At 71.2% G+C, this 19,585-nt stretch carries 16 protein-coding genes; 5 read left to right on the forward strand and 11 right to left on the reverse strand.

Annotation, left to right across the window (positions count from 1 at the left end):
- Positions 1 to 147 precede the first annotated feature (147 nt).
- The 5 genes from ABZ016_RS04175 to ABZ016_RS04195 all read right to left on the reverse strand — a co-directional run bounded on the left by ABZ016_RS04175 (position 148) and on the right by ABZ016_RS04195 (position 3,957).
- Positions 148 to 843: a class F sortase gene (locus tag ABZ016_RS04175; protein ID WP_356914973.1), complete on the reverse strand. Its 696-nt coding sequence runs from the start codon at positions 841 to 843 to the stop codon at positions 148 to 150.
- A 2-nt stretch (positions 844 to 845) separates the two neighbouring features.
- Positions 846 to 1,685, reverse strand: a complete 840-nt coding sequence (locus ABZ016_RS04180) for a hypothetical protein (RefSeq protein ID WP_356914974.1) — start codon at positions 1,683 to 1,685, stop codon at positions 846 to 848.
- A gap of 172 nt (positions 1,686 to 1,857) precedes the next feature.
- The gene (locus ABZ016_RS04185) at positions 1,858 to 2,637 is read right to left on the reverse strand and encodes an HAD-IIA family hydrolase (protein WP_356914975.1); all 780 of its coding nucleotides are present in this window, start codon (positions 2,635 to 2,637) and stop codon (positions 1,858 to 1,860) included.
- A 110-nt stretch (positions 2,638 to 2,747) separates the two neighbouring features.
- On the reverse strand, positions 2,748 to 3,617 hold the full coding sequence (locus ABZ016_RS04190; RefSeq protein ID WP_356914976.1) for an LPXTG cell wall anchor domain-containing protein: 870 nt from the start codon (positions 3,615 to 3,617) through the stop codon (positions 2,748 to 2,750).
- A gap of 121 nt (positions 3,618 to 3,738) precedes the next feature.
- Entirely contained in the window at positions 3,739 to 3,957 is a 219-nt protein-coding gene (locus ABZ016_RS04195) for a hypothetical protein (RefSeq protein WP_356914977.1), read from the reverse strand.
- Positions 3,958 to 4,086: 129 nt separating this feature from the next.
- Between ABZ016_RS04195 and ABZ016_RS04200 the strand changes: the two genes are divergently transcribed.
- Positions 4,087 to 4,926, forward strand: coding sequence for a TetR/AcrR family transcriptional regulator (locus tag ABZ016_RS04200; RefSeq protein WP_356914978.1), 840 nt, complete (start codon positions 4,087 to 4,089; stop codon positions 4,924 to 4,926).
- Here the strand turns inward: ABZ016_RS04200 and ABZ016_RS04205 are convergent.
- A complete protein-coding gene (locus tag ABZ016_RS04205) occupies positions 4,884 to 6,020 on the reverse strand; it encodes an ROK family transcriptional regulator (RefSeq protein ID WP_356915052.1) in 1,137 nt (378 codons plus the stop codon). The two genes, ABZ016_RS04200 and ABZ016_RS04205, sit on opposite strands and share 43 nt — an antisense overlap.
- Positions 6,021 to 6,115: 95 nt before the next feature.
- Here ABZ016_RS04205 and ABZ016_RS04210 point away from each other — a divergent pair, with 95 nt between their 5' ends.
- The 3 genes from ABZ016_RS04210 to ABZ016_RS04220 all read left to right on the forward strand — a co-directional run bounded on the left by ABZ016_RS04210 (position 6,116) and on the right by ABZ016_RS04220 (position 8,701).
- The gene (locus tag ABZ016_RS04210; protein WP_356914979.1) at positions 6,116 to 7,213 is read left to right on the forward strand and encodes a Gfo/Idh/MocA family oxidoreductase; all 1,098 of its coding nucleotides are present in this window, start codon (positions 6,116 to 6,118) and stop codon (positions 7,211 to 7,213) included.
- Positions 7,210 to 7,749, forward strand: a complete 540-nt coding sequence (locus ABZ016_RS04215) for a heme-degrading domain-containing protein (protein ID WP_356914980.1) — start codon at positions 7,210 to 7,212, stop codon at positions 7,747 to 7,749. The genes ABZ016_RS04210 and ABZ016_RS04215 overlap by 4 nt, the downstream gene beginning before the upstream one ends.
- Before the next feature lie 85 nt (positions 7,750 to 7,834).
- Positions 7,835 to 8,701, forward strand: a complete 867-nt coding sequence (locus ABZ016_RS04220) for an LLM class F420-dependent oxidoreductase (protein ID WP_356914981.1) — start codon at positions 7,835 to 7,837, stop codon at positions 8,699 to 8,701.
- An 84-nt stretch (positions 8,702 to 8,785) separates the two neighbouring features.
- On the opposite strand, the gene ABZ016_RS04225 is transcribed toward ABZ016_RS04220, so the two are convergent.
- From ABZ016_RS04225 to ABZ016_RS04245, 5 genes are all read right to left on the reverse strand, one after another.
- Positions 8,786 to 9,643: a fumarylacetoacetate hydrolase family protein gene (locus ABZ016_RS04225; protein WP_356914982.1), complete on the reverse strand. Its 858-nt coding sequence runs from the start codon at positions 9,641 to 9,643 to the stop codon at positions 8,786 to 8,788.
- A gap of 149 nt (positions 9,644 to 9,792) precedes the next feature.
- Complete coding sequence (locus tag ABZ016_RS04230; RefSeq protein WP_356914983.1) at positions 9,793 to 15,174, reverse strand: hypothetical protein; 5,382 nt, start codon at positions 15,172 to 15,174, stop codon at positions 9,793 to 9,795.
- Positions 15,171 to 16,607 carry a hypothetical protein gene (locus tag ABZ016_RS04235; RefSeq protein ID WP_356914984.1) on the reverse strand — a complete coding sequence of 479 codons (1,437 nt, stop codon included), beginning with the start codon at positions 16,605 to 16,607 and terminating at the stop codon, positions 15,171 to 15,173. The genes ABZ016_RS04230 and ABZ016_RS04235 overlap by 4 nt, the downstream gene beginning before the upstream one ends.
- Positions 16,608 to 16,735: 128 nt before the next feature.
- Positions 16,736 to 17,446 carry a YidC/Oxa1 family membrane protein insertase gene (locus ABZ016_RS04240; protein ID WP_356914985.1) on the reverse strand — a complete coding sequence of 237 codons (711 nt, stop codon included), beginning with the start codon at positions 17,444 to 17,446 and terminating at the stop codon, positions 16,736 to 16,738.
- Positions 17,447 to 17,532: 86 nt separating this feature from the next.
- Entirely contained in the window at positions 17,533 to 17,844 is a 312-nt protein-coding gene (locus ABZ016_RS04245) for a DUF6412 domain-containing protein (RefSeq protein ID WP_356915053.1), read from the reverse strand.
- A 242-nt stretch (positions 17,845 to 18,086) separates the two neighbouring features.
- Here ABZ016_RS04245 and ABZ016_RS04250 point away from each other — a divergent pair, with 242 nt between their 5' ends.
- Complete coding sequence (locus tag ABZ016_RS04250) at positions 18,087 to 19,562, forward strand: beta-1,6-galactanase (RefSeq protein ID WP_356914986.1); 1,476 nt, start codon at positions 18,087 to 18,089, stop codon at positions 19,560 to 19,562.
- Positions 19,563 to 19,585 lie beyond the last annotated feature (23 nt).

Genomic DNA, 19,585 nt, shown 5'->3' on the forward strand with positions numbered 1-19,585 from the left:
TCACCCGCCGTGGCTCCCGCAGCCTCCCGCGCAGTTCGCCGGGTCACTCCCGCAGCCCGTGCGCGCGCGGTCGAGGACCAGCCCGGTCGGCGACTTCAGGGGGAGCGGGTCGCCGACCGGGTCAGGTGGCCGTTCCGCAGAAGCCCCCTACCGGCCGGTTCCCGTCAGGTACGCCGAGACGACCACGTTCGCCGTGTAGCTGCGGGTCGTACGGTCGTAGCTGCCGCCGCAGGTGATGAGGCGCAGTTCGGCCCGGCCCGACTTGCGGGGTCCGTAGGCCTGGTGGGCGTCGAAGCGGTCGCGGGTGAGGATCTGGACGGACTCGACGGTGAACTCGGCGACCTCGGTGTCGGCCCGGACCACCCGGATCGTCTGGCCGGGCCGCATGGCACTGACCTTGTAGAAGACGGCGGGCCGGGAGGCGGTGTCGACGTGACCCACCATCAGCGCGGTGCCCGGCGCCCCGGGCGTGGCCCCGCCCGCGTACCAGCCGACCACGCCCGGCTGGTCGTACGGCGGCGGATCGAGTGCCCCGCGTGCGTCCAGGCCGCGCGCCACGACGGGTGCCTGGACGCCGAGTCCGGGGATGTCGACGCGCTGCGGCAGTGCGTCCCGCAGCGGCCGGTGCGCGGGGGGCAGTTTGACGTCCGGGGGGCGTCCGGCCGCCGCCATGTCGCCCGTGGCGGGCGCGGAGACGCCGTGCCGTACGTCGGTCACCTCACGGCCCCACAGCCACAGCCCGAGCAGCAGCACCACCCAGGCCACACCGGCGAGCAGGCGGCCGGTGCCCGAGGAGCGTCCCTTGAGCTGATCCTGGTACTGGTCGGAGTACTGGTCGGACATGGTCATTCCGTTCCACGGCTGCGGCGGAGGCCGCCCAGCGCGATGACCAGCGCGGCGACACCCGCGAGTACCAGGCCGACCACTCCCTGGGCGGTTCCCGGGCTCACTCCCCGGGCGGTGCCGGGGACGGTCCCGCGGTCCGCCGCCGCGACGAGGTCCGCCGCGCCACCGCCACCGGCGGCGACCGGAGCGACGGGCGAGGCGTGCGCGCCCGGCCGCAGGGGGGTGGACGAGTGCCCGTCGTGTCCGGGCGCGGACGGTTGCCCACCGCCCTCGGGCAGGGGTGGCCGTCCGGCGGTCCCGGGTGCGGGGGGCTGACCGGCCGTGCCGGGTGCCGGGAGCTGTCCGGACGCCTCCGGTTCCGGTGCGAGGAGTTGCCCGGCCTTGCTGTGCGAGTGCGCGGGGAGCCGGCCGGCCGTCCCAGGTGCGGGGGGCTGAATCGCCGTCCCCGGTGCCGGAGGCCGCCCGGCGGTCCCGGGCGCGGGGGGCCGGCCGACCCGACCCGAGGCGGCTCCCGGTGCGGCTCCGGGTGCGGGCGGCTGTTGGCCCGTGCGTCCGCGGACCGTGAACGTGCCGGTCCGTTCGGCGGCCCCGCAGGTGACCTTCACCGTGTACGTGCCCGGCGTGAGGGTGGAGCGGACGCGGCTCTCGCCCACGAGTTCACCTTCGGTGACGGTGGCGAGCCGCGCGTCCGCGACGAACGCCGACGAGGCGGCGACGGCCGTCCGCTCCGCGCAGTCGGTCACGCGGAGCGTGACATCACTGCCGGGCGCGGGGGACGCCGGGATCACCGAGACGCCCCCCGTGTCCGCCGCGTACGCCGCCGGGGTCAGGGCGGTCACGGCCAGGACGCTCGTACAGACAGTGACTCTCAGGGAACCCATCGTGAACCTCCAGACCACTGGAGCCTCCCCCGCTCAGAGGGTCATCGCATCCTCCGGGACGCGGTTCCTGCTCCGTACGGGTGACGACGGGTTTGGGCGCGGGCGACCCGCTTTCGGAGGTCGGCCCAGGTCAGACCCGGTCGACGAGGTCCGCGATCGAGTCCACGACCTGCGACGGCCGGTACGGGAAGTCCTCGACCTGCTCGGGCCGGGTCAGCCCGGTGAGCACCAGGAACGTCTGCATCCCGGCCTCCATGCCGGCCAGCACGTCGGTGTCCATCCGGTCGCCGATCATCGCGCTGGTCTCGGAGTGCGCCCCGATGGCGTTCAGTCCGGTCCGCATCATCAGCGGGTTCGGCTTGCCCGCGAAGTACGGCTTCTTCCCGCTCGCCTGGGTGATCAGCGCGGCCACCGCGCCCGTCGCGGGCAGCGGGCCCTCGGTGGACGGGCCGGTCTCGTCGGGGTTGGTGCAGATGAAGCGGGCACCGCCGAGGATGAGCCGCACCGCCTTCGTCATGGCCTCGAAGGAGTAGGTGCGGGTCTCGCCGAGGACGACGTAGTCCGGCTCGTGGTCGGTCAGGATGTAGCCGATGTCGTGCAGCGCGGTGGTGAGGCCCGCCTCGCCGATGACGTAGGCCGAGCCGCCCGGCCGCTGGTCGTCCAGGAACTGGGCGGTGGCCAGGGCCGAGGTCCAGATGCTCTCGATCGGCACCTCCAGGCCCATGCGCTTCAGGCGGGCGTGCAGGTCGCGCGGCGTGTAGATCGAGTTGTTGGTGAGGACCAGGAAGGGCTTCCCGGACTCGCGCAGCTTCTTCAGGAAGGCGTCGGCGCCGGGGATCGGCACACCCTCGTGGATGAGCACACCGTCCATGTCGGTGAGCCACGACTCGATGGGCTTGCGGTCTGCCATGTGCGAGGTCTCCTGCCGTGCGCGGTCCAGGCAGCCCCAGCCTAAACAGTGGCCGGATCTTGCGGAACGGTCGGCTCCCGGCGTCCCGAGGGACGGGACGGCCGATCGTCTCAGCGGCGGCGGCGCACGAGGAGCAGGGCCCCGCCCGCGGTGAGCAGCACGGCGGCGGCCGCGGCCAGCTTGATGCCGGTTCCGGTGCGGGCGAGCTCCTCGGCGAGGGGGAACCGGTCCTCGCGGGGCGGGACGGTCCCCTCGGACTCCGGAGCGCTTGCCTCCGGCTCCGGCGCGGTGGCGTGCGAGTCCGGCGCGGTGGCGTCCGGCTCAGGTGCGGTGGCCTCCGGCTCCGGGTGGGAGTCGGTCCCGTCGTCGTCCCTCGTATCGCCTGTGTCGCCGCCGTCGTCCGGGCCGCCTCCGTCGATGCCGAACCGGTAGTCGTTCGACTGCCCCACCCAGTCCCCGTCGTCGTCGTGCCGTTGTACGACGGCGGCGTTGGCGGTGACGGCGTTGGGCACGGCGTCCGAGGTGATGGCGAGCCGCATCCGCACGGTGACGGTCTTCCCCGGACCGACGGTGAACCCGGCGAACCGCGCCTCGTCGTCGGCCAGCGCCCCGACGAGTTCGTCCTCGCCGGTCTTCTCGAACCGCACCGTGTGGGGCCGGGCCCCCTCGAAGAACTCCAGCCGGGGCTGGGACGGCTCCAGCGCCCGCTTGGCGTCGACGAGCACGACGACGGGGTGGATGCCGGTGCAGGGCCGGTCGGTCGTGTTCGTCAGGTCGAGGTACCAGGTCCCGAACCCGCCCCCGGCCGCGTAGGAGTGCGGCCCGCCGTGGACACGGGTGGTGAGCGGGAACGTGTGGTCGTCGGGCGCGGCGCAGGCGGGCGCCGGGTCGTCCGCGTAGGCCGGGTGGGCACCAGTGAGCAGGACGGCGGCTGCCGCCGCCAGGCAGAGGTGAGCGGGCGTGCAGGGTCGCATGGACATGTGACATTGCCGGATGAGGCCGGTGGCAAGCCGACTCGCCCGGAACGGGACCCGAAAAGCGGTACGGATCCACGCGGCCGGCGGACAGCGGGGCAGTGCCCGAGTGCGGAAGGGCAGCGCCTCAGCGACGCCCCAGGGCCTTCGCACGCGAGTGGGCCCAGCCGGTCAGGAGGACACCGGCGGCGGTGAGCACCGCGTAGGCCAGCAGCAGCGGAAGGAACCCACCGGGCAGCCCGCCCAGCAGCCCCCGCTCGCCGTCGTCGACGACGAGCCGGACGAGTGCCTGGGCGCACACCACCAGCAGCACCATGCCGAGAACCTGAAGGACGTCGTATTTCATTGTTTCCCTTCTGTGGGGAGCGGTGTGAGGAGACGTTACGAACGTACCAATCAGCGAGAGTTGAACCGCCCTGTCTCAGGGAGAATTCTCGATTTACATCACACTTTCTCAACGCGTTATCGTGAGGCGATGCGTGACGAAAAAGGCCGCACCTGCCAGGTGTGCGGAAAGCCCACGGCTCGTCCAGGTCGAGGCCGGCCGCCGGTCTACTGCTCCCGGAGCTGCCAGGCGCGGGCCTACCGCCGGCGCAGGCAGCCGCTTCCCGGCCCGGGCACGCCCCCCGTGTCCCGGCCGACGGAGGTCCGGGCGCGTCAGCGGCGGCGGATCGCCGAGGCGGTGTGGCGCATCGCGGCCGAGCAGGGGCTGGACGCGGCGAGCATGCGCAGGATCGCGGCGGAGGCGAGGGTGTCGCTACGGGTCGTGCAGTACCACTTCGACTCCAAGCACGCCTTGCTGGTCGACGCGCTGCGCCTGCTCCACGAGGAGAACGAGCGGCTGGCCCAGGGGCGTATCCCGTACGACTTGACGGAGCCGGGCGCGCTGCTGCGGGCGGTGCTGGACGAGTTCCTGCCGCTGGACGAGCAACGTGCCTTCGCCCTGCGCGTGTTCACGGCGTACTACGCGCGGAGCCTGACCGATCCCGAGCTCGCGCAGGTCTTCCTGGCCGCCGAGCAGCCGCTGGAACGGCTCGTGGCGGACATCATCGCGGTGGGCGAGGCGGCAGGGCGTACGGCACCGGGCATCGACCGGGCCCACGAGGCTGACCTGCTGGTGTCGGGAGCGGTCGGGCTGGGCCTGGACGTCCTGCACGGGCGCCGCTCGCTCGCGGACGTACGGACGGTTCTGGAGTACCACCTGTGGCGGATCTTCCCGGACACCGCCTCCACGGCCGCCACACCCCGTCCGCATCCAAGGCACGCAGCCCCTCAGCCGTCCCCTCGTCCGAACACCGGCCCCAACACCAACTGAGCCGCCCCCTCGGCCACGACTCGCCCACCGCCCGCCGCGACACGTACCGGCACCGCGTCCTGCCCCGTCCGCCGGGCCCGCGCCCCCAGTACCGCGCCGACGCCGCGCACGAAGGGCTCCGGCGTCGCGCCCACCGTGCGGCCGCCCAGCAGGACGACGTCGATGTCCAGGAGCCCCACCAGGTTCGCCGCCCCGGCGCCCAGGACCCGTGCCGCCTCCTCCGTGTCGCCGCGCGCCACCGCGGCGAGGCACAGCGCCTCGACACAGCCGCGGTCACCGCAGGTGCACGGAGGGCCGTCGAGCTGGATCACCTGGTGGCCGAACTCCCCCGCCCCGGTCCGGGCACCCCGGTGCACGCCGCCCCCGATCACCAGACCCGCCCCCAGCCCCGTGCCGAGGTGCAGGTAGGCGAAGGAGCCGCCCTCTCCCCCGGCGGCCAGTCCCAGCGCCGCCGCGTTGGTGTCCTTGTCGATCACCACCGGCACCCCGAGCCGCTCCGCCAGCGCCTCCCGCAGCGGAAAGCCGTCCCACTCGGGGAATCCGGTCACCCGGTGCAGCACGCCCCGGGTGTGGTCGAGCGGCCCGGGCAGCGCGACGCCCACGCCCAGCGGGGAACCGGCCCGGGCGAGCGCACCGGCCCCGACGGCCGGGACGGCGGACAGCACCTCGTCCGCCGTCTCCCGCACCACCCCCGTCACCGCCGCCAGCACGGCCCCCGCCCCGGCCCCCAGGTCCAGCGGGGCCCGGCGCTCCCCCACCACGGCCCCGCGCAGATCCATCAGCACGACCCGCACCTCGTCCCGGTCCAGATGCACCCCGACCGCGTGCCCCGCCTCGGGCACCAGCCGGAGCACCGTGCGCGGTTTGCCCCCGGTCGACGCCCGGCGCCCCGCCTCCACCGCGAGACCGTCCTCCCGCAGCCGGGCCGTGATCTTGCTGACCGCCTGCGGGGTGAGCCGGGTCCGCTCGGCGAGTTCGAGCCGGCTGATGCCCTCGGGCCCGGCCGTCCGCAGCAGGTCGAGCACCAGCGCGGTGTTGTGGCTGCGCAGGGCGAGCAGGTTCACCCCGGCCCCGGCCGCTCCCGCCGCGCGCATGCCGCCGGCCCCGCCCGTACGCTCGTCCGCCCTGTTCACGCCCCCATTGTCCCCGGCGCTTGCACTTTGGCAACAGCGTTGCGAAAGTGGGGCGCATGACTGGCACCCCGCTCGGCACGTCCGGCACCCCCGGCTCGCCCCTCCGCGTCGGCCTCGTCGGCTACGGCCTCGCCGGCTCCGTCTTCCACGCCCCGCTGATCGCCGCCACCGAGGGCCTGACCCTCGACACGGTGGTCACCTCGAGCCCCGAACGGCAGCAGCAGGCCCGCGCCGAGTTCCCGGGCATACGCCTCGCCGCGACACCGGACGAGCTGTTCGAACGGGCCGCCGAGCTGGACCTGATCGTCGTGGCGTCCCCGAACAAGACGCACGTGGCGCTCGCGACCACCGCCCTCGAGGCCGGACTGCCGGTCGTGGTCGACAAGCCCGTCGCCGGCACGGCCGCCGAGGCCCGGGAGCTCGCCGCCCTGGCCGAGGAGCGCGGCCTGCTCCTCTCCGTCTTCCAGAACCGCCGCTGGGACAACGACTTCCTCACCCTGCGCAAGCTGCTTACCCACGGCGAGCTGGGCGACGTGTATCGCTTCGAGTCCCGCTTCGAGCGCTGGCGCCCGCAACTGAAGGGCGGCTGGCGGGAGTCCGGCGACCCCGCAGAGATCGGAGGTCTGCTCTACGACCTGGGCAGCCATGTCGTCGACCAGGCGCTGGTCCTCTTCGGCCCGGCGGCCACCGTGTACGCGGAGTCGGACGTGCGCCGCCCCGGCGCCGAGGCGGACGACGACACGTTCATCGCGATCACGCACACCAGCGGCGTCCGCTCCCACCTCTACGTCTCCGCGACGACCGCCCAGCTCGGCCCCCGCTTCCGCGTCCTCGGCTCCGCCGCGGGCTACGTCAAGCACGGCCTCGACCCTCAGGAGGCGGCCCTGCGCGAAGGCCACCGTCCGGGGCCCGACTGGGGTGTGGAGCCCGAGTCGCTGTGGGGCCGGGTGGGCTCCGGTGAGTCCCCGGTGACCGGCGGCGGCCGCCCCGAGCCGACCCTCCCCGGCGACTACCCCGCCTACTATGCGGCCGTGGCGAAGGCCCTGCTGGAGGGCGCCCCGAACCCGGTGACCGCGGTGGAGGCGGCCGCCGCCCTGGACGTGCTGGAGGCCGCCCGTCGTTCGGCCCGCGAGAAGGTGACGGTGACGCTGTGACACACAAGAGCAACCCTTCCCACCACCAGGAACTCGGCCCCAAGTTCCACCCGGAGCTCACCCCGAGCCTGGAGGAGCTGGAGCGGGAGGAACGCCGCCTGGTGTTCCGCCGGTTCACGTACGACGACGCCTGGGCGCTCGGTTCGCTCCTCGTGGAGACGGCCCGGCAGCGGCAGGCCCCGGTCGCCATCGACATCCACCGCGCCGGCCAGCAGCTCTTCCACGCGGCGCTGCCCGGCTCCACGCCCGACAACGACGCCTGGATCGCCCGCAAGCGCCGGGTGGTCGAGCGCTACGGCTCCCCGTCCTACCTGGTCGGCGCCCGCTTCCGCGCCAAGGGCACGACGTTCGAGGAGTCCTCGCGCCTCGACCCCGACACCTACGCGGCGCACGGCGGGTCCTTCCCGATCACCGTCGAGGGCGTGGGCGTGATCGGCGCGGTCACGGTGTCCGGGCTGCCGCAGCTCCAGGACCACCGGCTCGTGGTGGAGGCGCTGGAGGAGTACTTGAGCAAGCAGGGCAACCAGGAACGGTGAGGACGGAATTACCACCGGACCCCTCCGGTTGGCACCTGCTGTACGCATGATCGAACACGGCGCCCAACCGGAGGGATCGCAACCGATGACCACCGCCCTGAAGGAAACCGTCGGCCGGTACGGCATCTGGAGCGTAGGCCTGCGCTCGGAGGACCCGGACCGGCGCGGCGAACTCGCCGAGGCCGCCGCCGAACTGGAGGAACTCGGCTACGGCGCCGTCTGGCTGGGCGGCAACACCTCCGCCGCCAACGCCGCCCCGCTGATCGAGGCGACCTCACGGCTCACCGTCGGCACCAGCATCCAGAGCATCTGGGAGCACGAGCCGGACGCCACCGCCGCGAGCTTCGCCGAGCTGGAGGCCACCCACCCCGGCCGTTTCCTCCTCGGCCTCGGCGTCAGCCACGCCAAGCGGGCGGAGCAGTACCGCCGCCCGTACTCGGCCCTGGTCTCCTACCTCGACGGCCTGGACGCCGCCGGGCTGCCCGCGCACCGCCGGGTCCTGGCCGCCCTCGGCCCGAAGAGCCTGGAGCTGACGCGCGACCGTTCCGCCGGGGCGATCCCCTACCTGGTCACCCCCGAGCACACCGCCCGCGCCCGCGAACTCCTCGGCGAGGGCCCCCTGCTCGCCCCGGAACTGGCGGTGGTCCCGGAGACGGACCCGACCCGGGCCCGCGCCCTCGCCCGCGAGTTCCTCGGCATCTACCTCCCGCTGCCGAACTACACCAACAACTTCCTCCGCCACGGCTTCACCGAGGACGACCTCGCGGACGGCGGCAGCGACCGCCTGGTCGACGCCCTGTTCGCCTGGGGCGACGAGACGGCGATCCGCACCAAGATCGACACGTTCTTCGAGGCGGGCGCGGACCACGTGGCCCTCCAGGTGGTCGACGACCAGCCGCGGGACGCCCTTCCGCGGAAGGCCTGGCGCGAGCTGGCGTCCCTGCTGGACTGACCTTCGTCTCCTGGGGGCGCGGGGAACTGCGCGACAAGCCACACACGCCCTGCAGCCGCCGGGCGAAGCGCAGCTCCCCACCCCTCAGGCGTCCTTGAACTCCTGCCGCTGCCGCCCGAGCCCCTCGATCTCCAGCTCCACGACGTCGCCGCCCCGAAGGAACGGCTTGGGCTCAGGCGCCCCCAGCGCCACCCCCGCCGGCGTCCCGGTGTTGATCACATCCCCGGGATACAGCGTCATGAAGTGACTGAGATACCGCACGACCTCCCCCACCGGGAAGATCTGCTCGGCCGTCGTCCCGTCCTGCTTCAACACCCCGTTGACCCACAGCCGCATCGACAGGTTCTGCGGATCCGGCACCTCGTCCGCCGTCACCAGCCACGGCCCGAGCGGGTTGAACGTCTCGCAGTTCTTCCCCTTGTCCCACGTCCCGCCCCGCTCGATCTGGAACTCCCGCTCGGACACGTCGTGCGCCACCGCATACCCGGCGACATGCGCGAGCCCTTCCTCCGCGGACTCCAGATACCTCGCCGTACGCCCGATGACGACGGCCAGCTCGACCTCCCAGTCGGTCTTGCGGGACGCGCGCGGCACGAGCACCGTGTCGTTCGGCCCGACCACCGTGTCCGGTGCCTTCATGAAGAGCACGGGCTCGGAGGGCGGCTCGGCACCGGTCTCGCGCGCGTGGTCGTGGTAGTTCAGCCCGATGCAGACGATCTTGCCGATCCGCCCCAGCGGCGGCCCGACCCGCAACCCCGCGGCATCCAGGACGGGCAGCTCACCGGCGTCGGCGGCGGCACGAACCCGGCCCAGCGCCTCCTCGTCCGCGAGCAGCGCACCGTCGACGTCCGCGACGACGCCCGACAGGTCCCGCAGGGCCCCCTCGGCGTCGAGCAGCGCGGGCCGCTCCGCCCCCGCCGTACCGACTCGCAGCAGCTTCATGATCACGTCTCCCTAGATCGCGGGCGCCCGCCGGAGGCGTGCGGCCCGGATGCGGCGGGGCAGCCATCGGAGGACTGGTCGATCCTCCAAGCTGGGAGGTCACTCCGCAATACCCAGTTCACGTGCTGGACCATCGGAGCAACGATTGATCAGGCAGGCTTGTCGGGGTGGATGAGGTCGGCCAGTTCGCCCGCTTCGGCCAGATCGGGGGCGAGCGCGACGAGCCGTCGGAGCCGGATCGCGTAGGCCCGGCACTGTGTGTCCGTGCCGTGCTCGGCGATGGCCTGGGCGAGCCGGCGCGCCTGGTCCGTGTCGCCGCTGGCCACGGCCGCCACGGTGGCGAAGAACGCCCCGGTGATGCCGGCGAGCAGGTCCTCGTGGGCGGCCAGGACGCGATGCAGGAGCGGGACATCTGCCTGGTCGACGGCGGTGAAGGCGTGCTCGGTCGCGGCGTCCAGGTCCGTGACGATCTCGTAGACCTGGTCGTGGGAGAGGGTTTCTGCCAGCTGGAGGATGACCAGGTGCTGGCGCGCTTCCGGTTCATCTTTTCCGGCGAGCAAGGTCTGGACTTCCGGTGTGCTCAGGGTGCTGCGGTGCTCATCGAGGAAGTCCTTCGACTCCGTCCAGGTGGGAGTCGCGATCCACTCGGAGAGCGTCTGTCGGACCTCGTGTTCGTGCCTTCCACGGTCCAGGACAGTGTCGAGGCCTTCGGTGTCGACATGTCCGAGGACGCTGATGAGGAAGTCGATGGCAGGCGTCCCGGGGGCGAGAACCGCTGCCAGTTCCAGGTGATGCCGGAAGTCCGGTTGTCGAAGCCGGTCGGCATGCGCGCGTAGGAAAGCTTCGGTGGTGGGCCAGTCGGTGACGTGGGCCCACTGGTCGAGTAGGTCCAGAACGCTGTCGGGGAGGGGGTCCACGGCCCAGTCCGGAAGTCGCGGATCCCGGAGACCCAGGCTCATGGCAACACCTCGTACCTGTTGCCTGGCCCGGCTCAAGGCCGGCCGGTCGCCGACTCCACAGGCATGCGCCGCCCGGACCAGTTCTTCGGCGGCAAGGCCGGAGTCCGCGTGTGTGGCGAGGTACGCGGCGTATTGGGCTCGAAGTTCCGCTTGGGCAAGTGGGTTGAGTCCCAGGTCGGAGATAGCGCCCTCCCAGGCAGAGGCGGCGCCTATGACACTCTGTTGGTTGGAGAAATTACGCAGGGCCATGATGAGGTCGGGCAAATGGGCTGCGGGGCTGGCCTGAGCAAGGGGGCGGAGGTAGGTGACAGCTTCGGTGATCGAAACCAGCGCCACCTGCCGATCCCCAGCCTCACTCTGCTCGATGGAGAGGTTGTTCAGGGACATGGCGAGATCCGGCAGAAAGGCAGCAGGGCTCTCCTGAGCAAGGCGGCGGTAATGATCGACAGCCTCGGAGATTGAAGCCAGCGCCGCCCGCCGATCCCCAACCTCACCCTGGTGGATGGAGAGGTTGTTCAGGGACATGGCGAGATCCGGCAAATAGGCAGCAGGGCTCTCCTGAGCAAGAGCGCGGCGGATCTCCACAGCTTCGCTGATCGAAGCCAGCGCCGCCCGCCGATCCCCAGCCTCACCCTGCTCGATGGAGAGGTTGTTCAAAGCCACGGCGAGATCCGGCAGAAAGGCAGCAGGGCTCTCCTGAGCAAGAGCGCGGCGGATCTCCACAGCTTCGCTGATCGAAACCAGCGCCGCCCGCCGATCCCCAGCCTCACCCTGCCGGTTGGAGAGGTTGTTCAAAGAGCCGGCGAGATCCGGCAGATAGGCAGCTGGACTCTCCTGAGCAAGGCGGCGGTAATGGTCGACAGCTTGGGTGATGGAGGCCAGTGCCGCCTGCCAGTCCCCCATCTGGCCTTGCTGGATGGAGAGGTTGTTCAGGGACATGGCGAGGCCCGGCAGATAGGCAGCAGGGCTCTCCTGAGCAAGAGCGCGGCGGATCTCCACAGCTTCGCTGATCGAAGCCAGCGCCGCCCGCCGATCCCCAGCCTCACTCTGATAGCCGGAGAGGTTGTTCAGGGACATGGCGAGATCCGGCAGATAGACAGCAGGGTCCTCCTGAGCAAGAGTGCGGTAGTGGTCGACAGCCTCGGAGATCGAAGCCAGCGCCGCCCGCCGATCCCCGGTCCTCCCCTGACAACCGGAGAGGTTGTTCAGGGACATGGCGAGATCCGGCAGATAGACAGCAGGGTCCTCCTGAGCAAGAGTGCGGTAATGATCGACAGCCTCGGAGATCGAAACCAACGCCGCCCGCCGATCCCCCGTCCTCCCCTGCTGGATGGAGAGGTTGTTCAGGGACATGGCGAGATCCGGCAAATAGGCAGCAGGGCTCTCCTGAGCAAGAGTGCGGCGGATCTCCACAGCTTCGGTGATCGAAACCAGCGCCGCCCGATGATCCCCGATCCCAGCCTGGCAGCTGGAGAGGTTGTGCAAAGAGCCGGCGAGGTCGGGCAGATAGGCAGCACGGCTCTCCTGAGCAAGGCGGCGGTAATGATCGGCAGCCTCGGAGATCGAAACCAGTGCCCCCTGCCGATCCCCGGCTTGACTCTGCCGGACAGAGAGGTTGTTCAAAGCCACGGCGAGATCCGGCAAATAGGCAGCAGGGCTGGCCTGAGCAAGAATGCGGTAGCGGTCGACAGCTTGAGTGATGGAGGCCAGTGCCGCCCGCCGGTCCCCGGTCTCACCCTGCTGGATGGAGAGGTTGTTCAGAGACATGGCGAGGTCGGGCAGATAGGCAGCAGGGCTGTCCTGAGCGAGGTTGCGGTAATGATCGACAGCCTCGGTGATCGAAGCCAGCGCCGCCCGCCGATCCCCGGCCTCCCCCTGATAGCCGGAGAGGTTGTTCAGGGAGGCGGCCAGGTGGGGCAGGTAGGCAGCGGGACTGGCCTGGGCAAGGGTGCGGCGGATCTCGACGGCTTCGGTGATCGAAGCCAGCGCCGCCCGCCGATCCCCGGCCTCACGCTGGTGAACAGAGAGGTTGTTCAGAGACGTAGCGAGGTCGGGCAGGTAGGCAGCAGGGCTGGTCCGGGCGAGGGTGCGGTAGTGGTTGACAGCTTGGGTGATGGAAGCGAGTGCCGCCTGCCGGTCCCCCGTGTCACTCTGGAGGACGGAGAGGTTGTTCAGAACGCCCGCAAGATCCGGCAGATACGCATCAGGGTCAGCCTGGGCAAGGGTGCGGCGGATCTCGACGGCTTCGGCGATCGAAGCCAACGCCGCCCGCCGATCCCCGGCCTCACGCTGCCGGACGGAGAGGTTGTTCAGAGCGCCTGCAAGATCCGGCAGATACGGATCAGGGTCGGCCTGAGCAAGAGTGCGGTAGTGGTCGACAGCTTCAGTCACGGAAGCAAGTGCCGCCCGCCAGTCCCGGGTAGCGGCTTGGCGATGGCTGGTGCGTTGGAGCTGTTCAGCAAGCCTGGCGGGGTGGGTGGTGTCATCGGCCCGCAGAATCGACAAGCGCCAAAGGTCGGCGTGCAGGCCCAGTTCGGGTAGGACGATCGTGGCGAAGGGAATGGCGTCGGAAAGGTCGTCCAGCCAGGGCACCGCCGGCTCGTCGTCGACGAGCTGGTGGAGAGCGGCCAGCGCGGTACCGCCTTGTTCCGCGGCGACCTGGAGGACAGGCCTCCATCGCTCTGGACCACCGCTGACCCAGGCCGTCACCATGCGTGTGGCGCTGTCAGGCGCGGCCATGGCGGCACGGTTGAGCTGGCGCAGGGCGACCAGGAGACGATCGTCGTCGAGGCCGTCCAGGATCCCGGGTAGCAAGTCTTCGTCGTCGCGGAGTTGGTGGAGCGTGAGGTGGTCGGCGATGGGGTCAGGGCGCAGGACGAGAGGTTCGTCGGGGCCGGGCTGCAGACAGGTCGTCAGGGTGGTGCGGATGGTCTCGCGCCATTCGGCGGCGTCGGAAAGCTCCTCCACGGCGCGCAGGGCGACATTGATTTCTTTGCGAGTGGTGGGCGCGCGCAGAGTGAGGCTGGCGACGGCCCGGTTGAGGACGTCGAGAGGCGCGTCGGCGTCTCGGCCCAGCCTCGCGTTCTTCCTGTAGGTCTGGGCCCAGTAGGCGCGTTCATGGGTGAGGACCTCTTCGTACAGATCCTCACGGGTGGTGGGCAGCCGACCGGGGCTGCGGGCGGCGAGCAAGGCCAGCAGGACGTAGTCGAGGGTGGTCCAGTCAGTGGGGGCGGCCCGGTCGGCGGCCTCGAGGTCGAGGTCCTCATCGGGACCATGGTGGAAGGTGCGGGCGGCGCGGCGGAAAAGTGCGGCGCCGTCGGGGTGTTCGGGCGGCAGGTGGAGAGGGGCACTCTCGCGGACGAGGTGACCGTCTCGGTTCCACGTTCCGCGCAGGGCGGTGAGCCACTGGCCGTCGACGGCACGGGCGGTCATGACGACGATCGCGGGTGCGGCGCCGCGGTCGGTGCGGCGTTTGAGGATGGTCAGCAGTTGTTCGGCGTCGGCGGTACGGGCGTCGGCGTAGTCGAGGACGATGAGCGTGGGCGAGACGACGGTGCCCAGCCAGTCCCGTCCCGTCGGGTGCTCGCGCAGGTAGCCGGTGTACCAGCCGTGGTGGGTGGCCAGTTGGTCGGCGAGTTCCAGGGCGAGCCGGGTCTTGCCCGCGCCGCCGACACCGTGGACGACGGTGACGCCGGTGTAGGCCCCCTGGGCCACCATGTGGCACCAGTCGGTGAGGATGGTCAGCTCGTCCCGGGCCTGGAAGGGCACCACTCTGTGCTCGGCCCGCAGCGCTTGCAGAGGCCGGTGGACCTCCGGGTCCAGGGCCACGTACGGCGAGCGAAGCGGCTGGTCGTCGGGGCGGTCGGCCGGGGTGTGGGTGTCGCGTTCGCGCCAGGCGCGGCGGATGTCGACCGCCAGGCGCCAGTTCCACTCACGGGCGTAGCGGGCCCCGGCGGCAGCCGCCTCGGCGAAAGCGGCACTGGTGCCGAGGATGGGTGAGGAGGGCAGGGCGTGCGCGACACCGACCGGGTCGAGCAGCAGCAGCGGCCTCGACGGTCCCGTCGGGTCGGTCTGGACGAGTTCGTCGAAGCCGTCGGGGCGGCCGTCCCACACATCCGCATCCGGCAACCGGATGCCGTCGAGGTCGTCTGAGTCGTCGGGGTCGTCGATCCACACGCCGAGCAGGGCGTGGGCGGCGCGCCCGGGCTGGGGCGGGTCGAGGACGAGGACGAGGGGGTGCAGGCCGGAATGGAGACATGCCCCGGCCAGGATCAGGGCCAGGTCCAGGCAGGTGGCGTGCTTGGGACACCACAGCACCTCGCCGGGCTGACGGATGACCTGCCGGCCGGGATCGTCGGAAGGTGCTTCATGGGAGTAGGTGATCCCGGCCCCGGCCACCGCCTCGTAGACGGCCTGGGCCTGCCCGAGGCGGCTGTCGGCAGGGGGCCCGGGCAGGTGGAGCAGGGCGGCGACCTCGTCGGGCAGCACGTACTTGGCCAGCGCGGCCGGTTCCCCTTCGAGGGACCAGCGGGGCCACGAACCGGCGGCTCTGTTGGGGCTCATGAGGCTCATGGGGCCACCACCGCGAGGCTGTCCGACACGGACAGGTCACCGACCCCGGGCACGGCACGCGCGCTCACCCGCACGTCGTACAAGCCGGGTTCCGGCCCGGGCAGTTCGGTGACGTAGCCGCCCCTGTCGCGGTCCCATTCCAGTCGCCTTTCCGCGACCGCGCCCCGAGGCCCGTGCACCGGGCGCAGGGAAGCCCAGACCGCGAGCGAACCCGGGTCGATGGTGGCCTCCGGCGGCACGCCGTCCCCACGCAACCGCACCTGAAGCGGGATCGCGGACCCCTGCGCGTGGAGTTCGTCCAGGTCCAGGCCGAGGGCGGCCTGGCGTTCCTCACCGCGGGCCGCGGACAGCCTCTGCCGTTCCTCGTAGGCCTGGACCAGGCCGGGGATCCAGCCGGCGGAGACGATCGGGCCGTGGCGATCACGGGCCCGCCAGCCGGAGGTGTCGTGGCCGTCCATCTCCACCGGGACGGCGGAGATCGCCGGTACCGTGCCGTCCCCGTGGTCCTCCTCCCAGCCCGCCAGCTCCAGCCAGTCCGGCAGCTTCTTGCTGACCTTCAGTGCACGGCCGTCCCACACCGCGGAGCCCGCCGTACGGTGGCTCCAGCCCAGCCGGGGCACGACTTGCGGCTCGGTGCCGCTGCGCGGCATCTCCTGCCACGCCTGCTCGATCTCCTCATGCAGGGCGAACCCCTGCTTCGCCAGGGGGCGCAGGCTGCCCAGGGGCACATCGTGGGGGTAAAGGGGAGCCGCGGAGACTGTGTCCCAGACCATCGGGTAGCGGGGCAGCAATTCGCTGACCGACGGCCACTGGCTCAGCAGATCGCTCACCGGAGCCAGCCGAACCCCCGCCACCCGTACGCCGTCGGCCAGCAGCTGCAAGGCCTTGGGAGCGCCGCGGTGCGGGGTGCCCAGGGTGATCAGGGCCCGGCACAGCGGCCGGCCTTCCAGCGGGCCCAGCCAGTACCGGGCGACCAGACCGCCCATCGAGTGGGCGACCACCACGACCCGCCCCACTCGCTCGGACGGGGCGAGATCCTTCAACCGGTCGTGGACGTCGGCTGCGAGCAGCTTCGCGGCATGCCTGACGCCGAGCCGGAAGTCGTACGGGAACAGCACCACGTTGGCGGCCGGGTTCCGCCGGTCCGGGTGCCCGGTGTCGACGACCGCACCGGGCAGCGCCTGGAGGTTCGCGACCAGCCGTTCGTAGCCGGGGACGACGGTCCAGCCCGGCAGCAGCCGCTTGGAGCGGATCAGCCCCACCGCCCGCAGCGGTTCGTCCAGCGCCAGTCGGCCCGGCCGGGACAGCAGGCCGGCGATGTCGCCGAAGCCCGCGTCCCACACCACCTTCGGCTGTTCGGTGCCGTGCTCGGGCCGTTCCAGCACGCTGCCACCGATTCCGGGCAGCACGTACACCAGATGCCTGCGTCCCATGTCCCCCGCCTCCCACCCGGGCCGTGTCCCACGGCCCGCGCCATGGGGCTTCTTCTACCAGCATCAGGCGAGCGGAGGACGGAAGTTCCGGGAATATCATCCTTTCGAAACTCGTAGAGCGCCAGGGGCTACCGGTACAGCACAGCCCGCTCCACCACACTCCACGTCGTACTGGTCACCACGTACAGCGCGGCGGCCAGCGGCACCACCGCCACGGTGACGAGCGTGAAGAAGGACATGAACGGCATCACCTTGGTCACCGCCCCGAGCCCCGCCATCTGCTCACCACCGGCGGCCGGTACGGAGGGGTTCGCCGCCATCATGCGCTTGCTGAGCCGGAAGCTGAACGCGGCGACCCCGGCGACGATCACGAACAACCCGGCGTACACGAGCCCCGCACCCCCGAAGGCACCCCCCTGGAGGGCATCCACCCACCGCCCGCCCAGCGGCGCGGCGAGCAACTGGTGACCGAGCAGCGCGTTGGCCTCGCCGCCGATCGTGTCGCTGGAGAACAGGTGGTACAGCAGGAAGAACGCGGGGACCTGGAGCAGCCCGGGCAGGCAGCCGGCGAGCGGCGACACCTTCTCCTCGGCGTGCAGTTCCAGTACGGCCCGCTGGAGTTTCTCGGGGTTCTTCCCGTGCTTCTTCCGCAGCTCGGCGATCTTCGGCTGGAGCGCGGTCCGGGCCTTCTGACCGCGTGCGGCGGCCCGGGACAGGGGGTGGACGAGGAGTCGTACGAGTGCGGTGAACAGGACGATCGCGGCGGCGGCCGCGGAGGCGCCGAACAGCGGCTGAAGGAGGTCGGCGAGTTGCTCGACCAGGTTGGCGAAGACGGACATGGGTGAGCCCTCCGGGGGTCTCGTCGTGCCGGAAACGTGCATGGCGGCATGACGACCCGCGCGGGGGTCAGATGGGTGGAGGCCCCCTACGCGACGGTCGCCCGGAGGGCGTGACCGGGTGCCCGGGGCCGGGTGCGCCCCCTGGCGTCGGGGTCGCGTTGGGGCAGGAAGGCCGTACGGAGATCACGGTCGCGGATGGCCGTACGCACCCGGGTGCGCGGCACGACGGGTGCGCAGCGCGAGCCGAGGAGGGCGCACACCGCGAGCGCGGCCGAGGCGGCGGCGGTCGCGGCGAGGGCGACGGTGGCGGAGAGGCTGCCGGTGTCGAGCAGGGCCACTTCCAGGACGAGGAAGAGCAGCACGAGAGCGGGACGCAGACTCGCCCAGCCACGGACCACGATCTGCCCCTCCTCCCGTACGCGCACTCGCCCGACTCCCCGTTCGTTCCTCTCCAGTTCGTTATACAGGATCGCTCCGCCGATCGCGTCCGACCCTTCGTACACGGGTTTTAGAAAGGTTCGTCACAACTCTCGACAACACACCTGCCACACCCGATGCTTCTCGATGCCATCAGCGGGCCGACCCGCGACGCCGGACCGGGGGGACCGGCGCCTGCCCCGAACTCCCCTACGGAGGAGCCGTGATACGACGCAGAACCCTGCTGGCCGCAGCAGGCGGTACGTTCCTCGGCAGCGCCCTGGCGACGGGCACCGCACACGCGGACGCCACGATCGCCGTCACCCCCTCGACCACGTACGGCACCTGGGAGGGCTGGGGCACCTCCCTCGCCTGGTGGGCCAACGTCTTCGGCGCCCGGGACGACTTCGCGGACCTCTTCTTCACCACCAAGTCGGTGACGTACAACGGCCGTTCCCTCCCCGGCCTGGGCCTCAACATCGCCCGCTACAACCTCGGCGCGTCCAGCTGGAACAGCGTGGGCGGCGAGACGATGGTGAAGTCGCCCAACATCCCCGGCTTCAAGCAGATCGAAGGCTTCTGGCAGGACTGGAACAACGAGGACCCCACCTCCTCCGCCTGGAAGTGGTCGGCGGACGCCAACCAGCGCGCGATGCTCGGGAAGGCGACCCAGCGCGGCGCGATCACCGAACTCTTCGCCAACTCCCCCATGTGGTGGATGTGCGCCAACCACAACCCCTCGGGCGCCGCGAACGGCGGCAACAACCTCCAGACCTGGAACTACCGCCAGCACGCCTCCCACCTCGCGGCGACAGCCCTCTACGCACGCAACAACTGGGGCGTGAACTTCGCGACGGTCGACCCCTTCAACGAGCCGGCCTCCACCTGGTGGACCGCGACCGGCACCCAGGAGGGCTGCCATCTGGACCCGGCGGTCCAGGCCGCCGTACTCCCCTACATGCGCAGCGAGTTGGACAAGCGCGGCCTGACGAACATCCGCATCGCGGCCTCGGACGAGACGAACTACGACACCGCCCGCTCAACCTGGTCCTCCTTCGACTCCTCGACGAAAGCCCTGGTCTCCCAGGTCAACGTGCACGGCTACCAGGGTTCCGGCGGCCGCCGCGACCTCCTCTACACGGACGTGGTGACGACGTCCCGCAAGAAACTCTGGAACTCCGAGACGGGCGACAGCGACGGCACGGGCCTGACCCTGGCGTCGAACCTCTGCTACGACTTCCGCTGGCTGCACCCCACGGCGTGGTGTTACTGGCAAGTCATGGATCCGTCGACCGGCTGGGCGATGATCGCCTACGACGCGAACACCCTCCAGCCGACGACCGTCCAGACGAAGCACTACGTACTCGCCCAGTTCAGCCGCCACATCCGCCCCGGCATGACCATCCTGGACACAGGAGTGAGCTACGCGGTCGCGGCCCACGACGCCACGTCCCGCCGCCTGGTGCTGGTAGCGGTCAACACCTCCACCTCCGCCCAGACCCTCACCTTCGACCTCTCCCGCTTCTCCACAGTGACGGGCGGCTCGGGAGGAGCGGTCCCCCGCTGGAACACGGTGACGACGGGCGGCGGCGACCTCTACACCCCGCACTCGGACATCCGCCTGAACGGAAAATCGGTGAGCGTCCCCTTCGCGGCGAAGTCGGTCCAGACACTCCAGATAGACGGAGTGACGCTGTAGACCGGCGTCCGCACGGTGGCGGT

Origin of the sequence: Streptomyces sp. NPDC006372 (assembly GCF_040612515.1) — a bacterium.
Lineage (GTDB): Bacteria > Actinomycetota > Actinomycetes > Streptomycetales > Streptomycetaceae > Streptomyces.

Coding starts and splice junctions, on each gene's coding strand:
- ABZ016_RS04175 (WP_356914973.1), bottom strand. CDS start 843: ATGTCCGACCAGTACTCCGACCAGTACCAGGATCAGCTCAAGGGACGC.
- ABZ016_RS04185 (WP_356914975.1), bottom strand. CDS start 2,637: ATGGCAGACCGCAAGCCCATCGAGTCGTGGCTCACCGACATGGACGGT.
- ABZ016_RS04190 (WP_356914976.1), bottom strand. CDS start 3,617: ATGTCCATGCGACCCTGCACGCCCGCTCACCTCTGCCTGGCGGCGGCA.
- ABZ016_RS04195 (WP_356914977.1), bottom strand. CDS start 3,957: ATGAAATACGACGTCCTTCAGGTTCTCGGCATGGTGCTGCTGGTGGTG.
- ABZ016_RS04200 (WP_356914978.1), top strand. CDS start 4,087: ATGCGTGACGAAAAAGGCCGCACCTGCCAGGTGTGCGGAAAGCCCACG.
- ABZ016_RS04205 (WP_356915052.1), bottom strand. CDS start 6,020: ATGCGCGCGGCGGGAGCGGCCGGGGCCGGGGTGAACCTGCTCGCCCTG.
- ABZ016_RS04210 (WP_356914979.1), top strand. CDS start 6,116: ATGACTGGCACCCCGCTCGGCACGTCCGGCACCCCCGGCTCGCCCCTC.
- ABZ016_RS04220 (WP_356914981.1), top strand. CDS start 7,835: ATGACCACCGCCCTGAAGGAAACCGTCGGCCGGTACGGCATCTGGAGC.
- ABZ016_RS04225 (WP_356914982.1), bottom strand. CDS start 9,643: ATGAAGCTGCTGCGAGTCGGTACGGCGGGGGCGGAGCGGCCCGCGCTG.
- ABZ016_RS04230 (WP_356914983.1), bottom strand. CDS start 15,174: ATGAGCCTCATGAGCCCCAACAGAGCCGCCGGTTCGTGGCCCCGCTGG.
- ABZ016_RS04235 (WP_356914984.1), bottom strand. CDS start 16,607: ATGGGACGCAGGCATCTGGTGTACGTGCTGCCCGGAATCGGTGGCAGC.
- ABZ016_RS04240 (WP_356914985.1), bottom strand. CDS start 17,446: ATGTCCGTCTTCGCCAACCTGGTCGAGCAACTCGCCGACCTCCTTCAG.